2 protein-coding genes are annotated in these 1,031 nt (G+C 45.3%); both read right to left on the bottom strand.

What is annotated here, in order from left to right; translation table 11 throughout:
• Window positions 1-466: 466 nt before the first annotated feature.
• On the bottom strand, window positions 467-829 hold the full coding sequence (gene tnpB / locus DWZ76_RS14835) for an IS66 family insertion sequence element accessory protein TnpB (protein ID WP_118468476.1): 363 nt from the start codon (window positions 827-829) through the stop codon (window positions 467-469).
• The coding region (locus DWZ76_RS15150; protein ID WP_207663658.1) for a hypothetical protein at window positions 819-1,031 on the bottom strand (213 nt) is incomplete at its 5' end. The genes DWZ76_RS15150 and tnpB, both read right to left, overlap by 11 nt.

The raw sequence follows: 1,031 nt of genomic DNA, 5'->3' as shown, positions 1-1,031 counted from the left end.
GTTCTTATTAGCCAGGATCAGCTGTTCCATCATTGCCTGCATCTTCGTATCCAGGGAATGCAGGTCGGCACTGACCTTTTCTAACTGTTCCTGTTGATTCAAAAATAACTGGATCAGCATAGATTTATCAAAGCTGTTTAACTGTTCTTCTGTGAACTTCATCGCCATGGCAGGAACTCCTTTTCTCAATGAGTCCATTGTACCAGATCTGTACGTTTTCTGCCACTTGGCGCCTGTTTTCCTTTCGGCATAATGACGGTGGATAACAGTACAGAGCACCTGGGATAGCTTTTCAGGATTCCAGATGTTCTGTACTGCTATCCACAGATTCAGAACGATTTTTCTGCCCGAAACCGTGTGGTTTGATTCCTGCGGACTGAATTCTGTGGATAAGCTTTATGAAACGGAAGAGATTCTCTTTTCTTCTGTGAAATATAGAAATTTTTTTCTCCATAATGCACAAATGTTACATCAATCTTTTAGGCGGATCATTTGGCCTGATCGGATGTTTGGGGAGAATTTCAAGCCCTTGCATCAGCATCGTATACTGTTCCGGGGATATTTCCAACGCCTCTTCTACGGAACGTGGCCAGTTGAAGGCACCGTTGCTCAGTCTCTTGTAAAGAAGCAGGAACCCATCCCCTTCCCATAAGAGTCCCTTGATTCGGTCCGTCTTCTTCCCGCAGAAAAGAAAGAGCGTATTTTTATCATACGGATCGAGCTGAAACCGGAACCGGATGATCGTTGCGAGACCATCCATTCCTCTCCGCAGATCGGTATAACCAGCTGCAAGATAGATCTTTTTCAGACCTGTGGCGTCATTCAGCATTAGACAGCACCTCCAGGATACACTGAAGCATATCTTTAGAGACAGGATTATAAATTTCAAGTGCTAATCCTCTGGAATTTCGCAGAATAGCTGTCGGTTTTAAGCTGCTGTCTTCCCGGGGCAGAGCTTTCTCTATCGGCTGAGGAAGCTCCACAAACGCCGGTTCTGGATTGTAGACCTCCAAACATGCTTTGCGGACTCT

Origin of the sequence: Clostridium sp. AF35-15 (assembly GCF_003477745.1) — a bacterium.
GTDB lineage: Bacteria > Bacillota > Clostridia > Lachnospirales > Lachnospiraceae > Otoolea > Otoolea fessa.
Note: the sequence above shows the minus strand (reverse complement) of the source record. Positions and strands in the feature narration are given on the sequence as shown.